The sequence below is a fragment of the Halomonas ramblicola genome, from assembly GCF_030409215.1.
Classification (GTDB): domain Bacteria; phylum Pseudomonadota; class Gammaproteobacteria; order Pseudomonadales; family Halomonadaceae; genus Halomonas; species Halomonas ramblicola.
Map to the genome: position 1 here is coordinate 147,255 of NZ_JAUFPL010000025.1, position 8,552 is coordinate 155,806.

Annotated in this window: 5 protein-coding genes; all 5 read left to right on the forward strand. The window is 67.8% G+C overall.

The window, feature by feature from the left end:
* A partial coding sequence (locus tag QWY80_RS09475) for a biotin carboxylase (protein WP_290230711.1) occupies positions 1-1,430 on the forward strand: 1,430 nt, incomplete at its 5' end.
* Positions 1,431-1,471: 41 nt separating this feature from the next.
* Positions 1,472-2,473 (forward strand): C45 family autoproteolytic acyltransferase/hydrolase, encoded by a 1,002-nt coding sequence (locus QWY80_RS09480; RefSeq protein WP_290230714.1) that lies wholly within the window; start codon positions 1,472-1,474, stop codon positions 2,471-2,473.
* Positions 2,474-2,520: 47 nt separating this feature from the next.
* Positions 2,521-5,298 carry an aminotransferase class I/II-fold pyridoxal phosphate-dependent enzyme gene (locus tag QWY80_RS09485; protein WP_290230717.1) on the forward strand — a complete coding sequence of 926 codons (2,778 nt, stop codon included), beginning with the start codon at positions 2,521-2,523 and terminating at the stop codon, positions 5,296-5,298.
* Between the two features lie 213 nt (positions 5,299-5,511).
* On the forward strand, positions 5,512-6,993 hold the full coding sequence (locus QWY80_RS09490; protein ID WP_290230719.1) for an NAD-dependent succinate-semialdehyde dehydrogenase: 1,482 nt from the start codon (positions 5,512-5,514) through the stop codon (positions 6,991-6,993).
* Between the two features lie 70 nt (positions 6,994-7,063).
* The gene (locus QWY80_RS09495) at positions 7,064-8,488 is read left to right on the forward strand and encodes an aminotransferase (protein WP_290230721.1); all 1,425 of its coding nucleotides are present in this window, start codon (positions 7,064-7,066) and stop codon (positions 8,486-8,488) included.
* Positions 8,489-8,552: the final 64 nt, after the last annotated feature.

An 8,552-nucleotide genomic window follows, 5' to 3' on the forward strand; every position in this document is an offset into this window, starting at 1 on the left:
GCAACAACAAGGAACCGATCTACTTCATCTCGGCCACCAACTTCAACCTGCTCGGCATCGGGGACTGGGTGGGCAACTTCCGCCACATCAACTATATCGACTGCTTCGACGGCCAGCAGCGCAACGTCTTCGTGCCCAAGGAGAAGTTCCCCCGCGACTTCGAGAGCATCGAGGACATCAACAACTACCTCCTCGAGCACAAGGAGGTCATCGACTTCATCCAGTCGCGGGCCGACGGCGACAACGCCGGTACCGCCGCCTTCCTGATGTTCGACGAGCACACCGAGGAAGTCTGCCAGCAGCTCGGGCTCAAGGTCGCCTTTCCACCGGCCGCGCTGCGCTCGCGTATGGACAACAAGATCGAGACGGTGCGCATCGGCAACAAGGCCGGCGTGCCCAGCGTGCCCAACGTGCTGGCCCGGGTGGGCAGCTATCGGGAGCTGTGCGAGGTGAGCCGCGAGCTGGGCGACGATCTCGTCGTGCAGACCGCCTTCGGCGATTCCGGCCATACCACCTTCTTCATCGCCAGCGAGGACGACTACTACAAGCATGCCGAGGAGATCGAGGCCGAGCCCGAGGTCAAGATCATGAAGCGCATCAACTGCCGCGGCTCGGCCATCGAGGCCTGTGCCACCCGCTGTGGCACCGTGGTCGGCCCACTGATGACCGAGCTGGTCGGCTTCAAGTCGCTGACCCCCTACAAGGGCGGCTGGTGCGGCAACGAGATGTTCGCCGGGGCCTTCACCCAGGAGGTACGGGACCAGGCCCGCGAGTACACCTTCCAGTTCGGCGAGGCGCTGCGCGAGGAGGGCTACCGCGGCTATTTCGAGCTCGACTTCCTGATCGACATGGACAGCCACGAGGTCTATCTGGGCGAGCTCAACCCGCGGGTCACCGGGGCCAGCTCGCTGACCAACGTGGCCGCCTTCGCCCACTCCGACATCCCGCTGTTCCTCTTCCACCTGCTGGAGTTCTCCGAGCTGGATTTCGATCTGGACATCGACGAGATCAACGAGCGCTGGTCGCATCCCGACAGCGTCGACAGCTGGAGCCAACTGGTGATCAAGCACACCGACGAGAGTGTCGACCTGCTCACCCAGGCGCCGCGCACCGGGGTGTGGACCATGGCCGACGACGGCGGCATCGCCTATGACCACTACAGCTATCATCCCCACGCCGCCGAGAACGAGCGGGAGGGCTTCTTCCTGCGCATCAGTGGCCAGGGCGACTTCCGCTACGAGGGCGCGGATCTCGGCATCCTGATCACCCGCGGGCGGCTGATGGACGACGACTTCCGGCTCACCGAGCGGGCGAAGGCCTGGATCGAGGGGATCCGCGGTCAGTACGCCGGCCAGTCGCTGCAGGACCCGGTGGTCGAGGAAGTCGCCGTCAGCCACGCCGTGGGCGGCGGCAACTTCAAGATCCTGTGAGCGGGGAGGGTGCCGCCTGTGTGGCGGCCACGCCAGACGCGATGGACGACAAGATGCTGGTCTTCCGCAGCCTGCACGAGGCGACGCCGGGCCCCAAGTGGCGGTCGCTTTTCGACCTCCACTGGCCCGCCTATGAGGCCTGGTACCTGGCCGAGGGCGAACGCGAGCGGCCGGGCTACCTGGCCTGCCTCAACGCCCTGCGCCGCCATATGCCCGAGCTGCTGCCCAACTACCGGGCGCTCTGCGAGCTGGCCGGTGGCGGCGATCTGGCGTCGCGCTTCCTGAGCCTCTACCAGCCGCCGCCCTACATCACCGGCTGTTCCCAGGCGGTGCTGTCGCGCCAGGGGAGCACCCTGCTGGCCCGCAACTACGACTATCCGCCGGAGCTGTGCGAGGGCAGCATCCTGCTGACCCGCTGGAACGAGCGCCGGGTCATCGCCATGACGGACTGCCTGTGGGGCGTGCTCGACGGCATGAACGACCGCGGGCTCGCCGTGTCGCTGGCCTTCGGCGGACGCAAGGCGGTGGGCGACGGTTTCGGCGCACCGATCATCCTGCGCTATATCCTGGAGTTCTGCGACAGTGTGCCGGAGGCCGCCGAGGTGCTGGCGCGGGTGCCCACCCACATGGCCTACAACATCACCGCGGCCGACAGCGCCGGGCGCTACGTCACGGCGATGATCGGCCCGGACCGGCGCGCCAGCATCCGGCGCGTGCCGGTGGCCACCAACCACCAGAAGAAGATCGAGTGGTACGCCCACGCCCTGGCCTCCGAGACCCTGATCCGTGAGCGCCAGCTCTCCATCCTGGTGGACGACGAGGCCACCGATGAGGCGCGCCTCGAGGCGGCCTTCCAGTCGCCACCGCTGTTCCGCCACGACTACCGACGCGGCCTGGGCACCATCTACTCCGCCTTCTACCGACCCGGCGAGGGCCGGGTGCGTTACCACTGGCCCGGCCTGGGCCTGGACCTGGGCTTCGACCATTTCCCCGAGGAGCGGGTCACCGTGCGCTACGGCCTGCGCGAACGCCTCGGCGGCTGAGCCGCCGGCGTCCGCCTCGAGCACCACCAGCAAGGAAGGGTGTCGCCATGCAAGAGAGCCATACCGAAACGCCCTACACCGCCCTGGGCTTCTACCACAAGATCTCCCAACTGCGCGCCGATACCTGGAATGCGCTCAAGCGCGACTTGGGCCAGCTGGTCAAGCTGGATGCCACCAATCAGCGTGCCCGCAACCTGATCAAGGCGGTGGACGTCAAGCTCACCCGCCTGGAGATCATCGAGGACTACCACGCCTTCCCCTCCAAGGAGGACTTTCGCCACCTCTGGGCACTGTTCGACCGCGAGGAATACGTGCTGCTGGAGAAGGTGGTCAGGCGTCTGGTGCGGGCGCTGATCAGCGAGTCCTACCGGCGCCGCCACGTCGACCTCAGCGAGACCGACGCCGATGCCGAGGACCTGGAGACCCTCGACGCCCTCAACCAGCTCAGGCGCGGCCACCCGGCCTCCAACAGCGCGGCCCAGCCCTACTTCGAGCTGCTGATCGTCGACAACCTCTCGGCCCAGGAGGAGGAGGTCGTGCGCGAGGCCTTCCACAACCTGCGCCGCCCCGAGGACCGCTTCGTCTACGACGTGGTCACGGTGAGGAGTTTCGAGGACGCGCTGATCGCCGTGCTGGTCAATCCCAACATCCAGGCCTGCCTGATCCGCTACGAGTTCCCCTACAAGTCGAAGTACAACCTCAGCGCCCTGCGCAACTACCTGGAGGGGCTCTCCGAGCAGGAGCTGGAGAACCAGTCCGAGGCCGACCGCAGCATTCTGCTCAGCTCGATGATCCACGAGCTGCGCCCGGAGATCGACCAGTTCCTGGTCACCAGCGGCGATGTGGAGGCCACGGCGAGTCGCGATATCCGCTACTTCAACCGCATCTTCTACCGCGAGACCGACTACATCGAGCAGCACCACACCATCCTGCGCGCCATCGACAGTCGCTATCGCACGCCCTTCTTCGACGCCCTGCGCGAGTACAGCCGCAAGCCCACTGGGGTCTTCCACGCCATGCCCATCTCGCGGGGCAAGTCGATCACCCGCTCCCACTGGGCGGGGCAGATGATCGACTTCTACGGCATCAACATCTTCCTCGCCGAGACCTCGGCCACCTCCGGCGGGCTGGATTCCCTGCTGCAGCCCTACGGGCCCATCAAGAAGGCCCAGGAGTACGCCGCCCGGGCCTTCGGCGCGCGGCAGAGCTTCTTCGTCACCAACGGCACCTCGACGGCCAACAAGATCGTGGTGCAGGCGCTGGTCAAGCCGCGCGACATCGTGCTGATCGACCGCGACTGCCACAAGTCGCACCACTACGGCATGGTGCTGGCCGGGGCCCATGTCAGCTACCTGGACTCCTATCCGCTCAACGACTACTCCATGTACGGGGCGGTGCCGCTGCGCGAGATCAAGAAGACCCTGCTGGCCTACCAGCGCGCCGGCGAACTCGACAAGGTCAAGATGCTGCTGCTCACCAACTGCACCTTCGATGGCGTGGTCTACAACGTGCGCCGGGTGATGGAGGAGTGCCTGGCGATCAAGCCCGATCTGGTGTTCCTGTGGGACGAGGCGTGGTTCGCCTTCGCCACCTTCAACCCCACCTACCGGCCGCGCACGGCCATGCACGCCGCGCGGACCCTGCGCGACCGCTACCGCAGCGAGGCCTACCGCGAGGAGTACGCCGCCTGGAAGGCCGAGTTCGAGGCGCTCGACCCGGACGACGACGCCACCTGGCTCGACCGGCGGCTGCTGCCCGACCCGGACCGGGTGCGGGTCCGCACCTACGCCACCCACTCCACCCACAAGACCCTGACCTCGCTGCGGCAGGGCTCGATGATCCACGTCTGGGACCAGGACTTCCGGCAGCGCGTGGAGGCGCCCTTCCATGAGGCCTACATGACCCACACCTCCACCTCGCCCAACTACCAGATCCTCGCCTCGCTGGACGTGGGGCGGATGCAGGCGGAGATGGAGGGCTTCGAGCTGGTGCATGCCCAGGTCGAAACCGCGCTGTCGCTGCGTGAGCAGCTCTACACCCATCCGCTGCTGCAGAAGTACTTCCGCGTGCTCAAGAACAGTGACATGGTGCCCGCGGCCTACCGCGAGTCCGGTGTCGAGTCCTACTACGACCCGGTGACCGGCTGGAACCAGATGGAGGAGGCCTGGGCGCGGGACGAGTTCGTGGTCGACCCGACCCGGGTGACCATCGCCATCGGCGCCACCGGGGTCGACGGCGACGCCTTCAAGAACGAGTACCTGATGAACAAGTACGGCATCCAGATCAACAAGACCTCGCGCAACACCGTGCTGTTCATGACCAACATCGGCACCTCCCGGGGCGCCATCGCCTACCTGCTCGACGTGCTGATGAAACTGGCCAAGGAGTTCGAGTACCGCTGGGAGGAGAGCAGCCGGCCCGAGCGCAAGATCATCGAGCATCGGGTGCATTCGCTGACCCGGGAGCTGCCGCCGCTGCCCGACTTCAGCCGCTTCCACGACGCCTTTCGGCAATGCCCCGAGACACCCCAGGGCGATATCCGCTGCGCCTACTTCCTGAGCTACGACGAGGAGAACACCGAGTACCTGCGCTTCGATAACGGCGAGCTGCAGGCCGAGATGCGCGCCGGTCGCGACGTGGTCTCGGCGAGCTTCGTGATCCCCTATCCGCCGGGCTTCCCCGTGCTGGTGCCGGGCCAGGTGGTCAGCGAGGAGATCCTGGACTTCCTCCAGGCCCTGGACGTCACCGAGATCCACGGCTACCGCCCTGAGCTCGGCCTGCTGGTGTTCGCCGAGGCGGCCCTGGTCGCTCCCGCGGCGGGGTGACGAGCCCACCGCGCCCACCCCGGCGGCATGCAGAAAAAATTCTTGCCAGGCCGGCGAGGACGAAAAAAAGCGCATCCCCCTCGCCGGCTAACGAAAACTCCCCGGCCGCCACCTCCCTTACCCTGTCGTCATCGGAGCCGCCTACCGCGGCTCGCCCGTTTCACCCACGCCGGCCCGACATCCCGAGGGCCGGCGCGTCAGGGGAGGTGCCATATGACGCTGTCCATCAAACTCCAGGACCCGCGCCTGTTCCGCCAGTACGCCTACGTCGACGGCAAGTGGACCCACGGCGACGGCGGCCGCGAAGCGGCCGTGTTCGACCCGGCCACCGGCGAGGCGATCGGCCACATCCCCTGGCTGGAGGCCCACCAGATCCGCGAGGCCGTGGATGCCGCCGACGCCGCCTTCGTGCACTGGCGGGCGCTGCGTGCCGACGAGCGCTGCGAGCGCCTGCTGGCCTGGTACGACCTGCTGCAGGCCCACCGCGAGGATCTGGCGACCCTGATGACCCTCGAGCAGGGCAAGCCGCTGCCGGACGCCCGCGGTGAGGTGGAGTATGGCGCCAGTTTCGTGCGCTGGTTCGCCGAGGAGGGCAAGCGCACCTTCGGTGAGACCATCCCCAGCCACATCCCCAACGCCGCGCTGGGCACCCTCAAGGAGCCGGTGGGCATCGCCGCCCTGATCACGCCTTGGAACTTCCCGCTGGCGATGATCACCCGCAAGGCCGCCGCGGCCATGGCCGCCGGCTGCCCGGTGATCGTCAAGCCGGCCGGCGAGACGCCGTTCTCGGCGCTGGCGCTGGCCGAGCTGGCCGAGCGCGCCGGCATCCCCGCGGGGGTGTTCAACGTGGTGCTGGGCGAGCCCGCCGAGGTGTCGAAGATCCTCTGTGCCGAGGAGCGCATCAAGGCGCTCTCCTTCACCGGCTCCACCCGGGTCGGCCGCCTGCTGCTCGAGCAGTGTGCGAACACGGTCAAGCGGGTGTCGCTGGAACTGGGCGGGAATGCGCCCTTCATCGTCGGGCCGGACATGGATCCCAAGGAGGCGGCCTTTGCGGCGGTGGCGGCCAAGTTCCAGACCGCCGGCCAGGACTGCCTGGCGGCCAACCGCATCCTGGTGCACGAGTCGATCCATGACGCCTTCGTCGAGCAGTTCGCCGAGCGCATGGCGGCGCTGACCGTGGGCAACGGCCTGGAGAGCGAGGTGGACCTGGGGCCGCTGATCCATCGCCAGGCGGTGGACAAGGCCTCCAGCATCGTCGACGACGCCATCTCCCGGGGGGCGACCCTGGTGGCCGGCGACCAGAGCCAGGCCCCGGGCCCGAACTTCTTCATGCCCGTGTTGCTCACCGGCGTGACCCCGGAGATGAAGGTGTGGCGCGAGGAGAACTTCGCCCCGGTGGCCGGCATCACCGCCTACTCGGACGACGACCAGGTGATCGAGATGGCCAACGACACCGAGTACGGCCTGGCGGCCTACGTCTACACCCACGACATCCGCCGCATCTGGAAGCTGCTGCGGGCGCTGGAGTACGGCATGGTCTCGGTCAACTCGGTGAAGATGACCGGTCCCCCGGTGCCCTTCGGCGGCGTCAAGCAGTCGGGCCTGGGCCGCGAGGGCGGCATCACCGGTATCGACGAGTACCTGGAGACCAAGTACTACTGCCTCGGCGGCCTGGGCTCGGTCTCCGGTAGCTAAGCCCTTTTTGCTGAATTCGATGAACCTTCTCCCCGGCGGAGCCGGGGAGCCCACGAGAAGAGAGAGCGCTATGAGCCTGCACAAGGACCTGATCGACCGCGACCGCAAGGTGACCTTCCACGCCTCCACCCACCTGCGCGACTTCGCCCACGGCGACGCGCCGGGCCGCGTGATCACCGGTGGCCAGGGCATCACCATCGTCGACAAGGACGGCCGCGAGTTCATCGACGGCTTCGCCGGGCTGTACTGCGTCAACATCGGCTACGGCCGCACCGAGGTGGCCGAGGCCATCTACCGGCAAGCGCTGGAACTCTCCTACTACCACACCTATGTGGGGCACGCCAACGAGCCGCAGATCGAGCTCTCCGAGAAGATCCTGGCGCTCGCCGGGCCCGGCATGTCCAAGATCTACTACGGCCTGGGCGGCAGCGATGCCAACGAGACCCAGCTCAAGATCGTGCGCTACTACAACAACGTCCTGGGGCGCCCGCAGAAGAAGAAGGTCATCTCGCGCCAGCGCGGCTACCACGGCTCCGGCCTGGCCACCGGCTCGCTCACCGGCCTCAAGGCGTTCCACGACCAGTTCGACCTGCCGCTGGCCGGCATCCTGCACACCGAGGCGCCCTACTATTACCACCGCGCCGCCGAGCAGCAGGGCATGAGCGAGCGCGAATTTTCCAAGCATTGTGCTGCCAAGTTGGAGGAACTGATCCTCGCCGAGGGCCCGGACACCGTGGCCGCCTTCATCGGCGAGCCGGTGCTCGGCACCGGCGGCATCGTGCCGCCGCCGGAGGGCTACTGGGAGGCGATCCAGGCGGTGCTGGCCAAGTACGACGTGCTGCTGATCGCCGACGAGGTGGTGTGCGGCTTCGGGCGCATCGGCGCCGACTTCGGCAGTCACCACTACGGCATCAAGCCCGACCTGATCACCGTGGCCAAGGGCATGACCAGCGCCTACCAGCCGCTCTCCGGCGTCATCGTCGGCGACCGCGTGTGGAAGGTGCTGGAGCAGGGCACCGGCGAGTACGGCCCCATCGGCCACGGCTGGACCTACTCCGGCCACGCCCTGGGCTGCGCCGCGGCACTCGCCAACCTGGAGATCATCGAGCGCGAGGGTCTGACCGCCAACGCCGCCGAGACCGGTGCCTACCTGCAGCAGGCCATGACCCGGGCCTTCGGCGACCACCCCATCGTCGGCAACGTGCGCGGCGTGGGCATGCTGGCGGCACTCGAGTTCTCCGCCGACCCGGCCCGCCGCCGGCACTTCGATCCGGCGCTGAAGGTCGGCGCGCGCATCGCGGCCGCGGCACTCGACGAGAACCTGATCGCCCGCGCCATGCCCCAGGGCGATATCCTGGGCTTCGCGCCGCCGCTGATCACCACCCGCGACCAGGTGGACGAGATCGTCGACCGTGCCTGTCGCGCCGTGGACCGGGTCACCGACGAGCTGGTCCGCGAGGGTGCCATCCGGGGCGTCGGCGCCACGGTGGCCTGACGGCCTGGCCTCCTCCGGGAGGCCGAACCCCTCGAGCGTCGCCGCGGGCCTTCCCGCGGCGACG

Coding starts and splice junctions, on each gene's coding strand:
- QWY80_RS09480 (WP_290230714.1), top strand. CDS start 1,472: ATGGACGACAAGATGCTGGTCTTCCGCAGCCTGCACGAGGCGACGCCG.
- QWY80_RS09485 (WP_290230717.1), top strand. CDS start 2,521: ATGCAAGAGAGCCATACCGAAACGCCCTACACCGCCCTGGGCTTCTAC.
- QWY80_RS09490 (WP_290230719.1), top strand. CDS start 5,512: ATGACGCTGTCCATCAAACTCCAGGACCCGCGCCTGTTCCGCCAGTAC.
- QWY80_RS09495 (WP_290230721.1), top strand. CDS start 7,064: ATGAGCCTGCACAAGGACCTGATCGACCGCGACCGCAAGGTGACCTTC.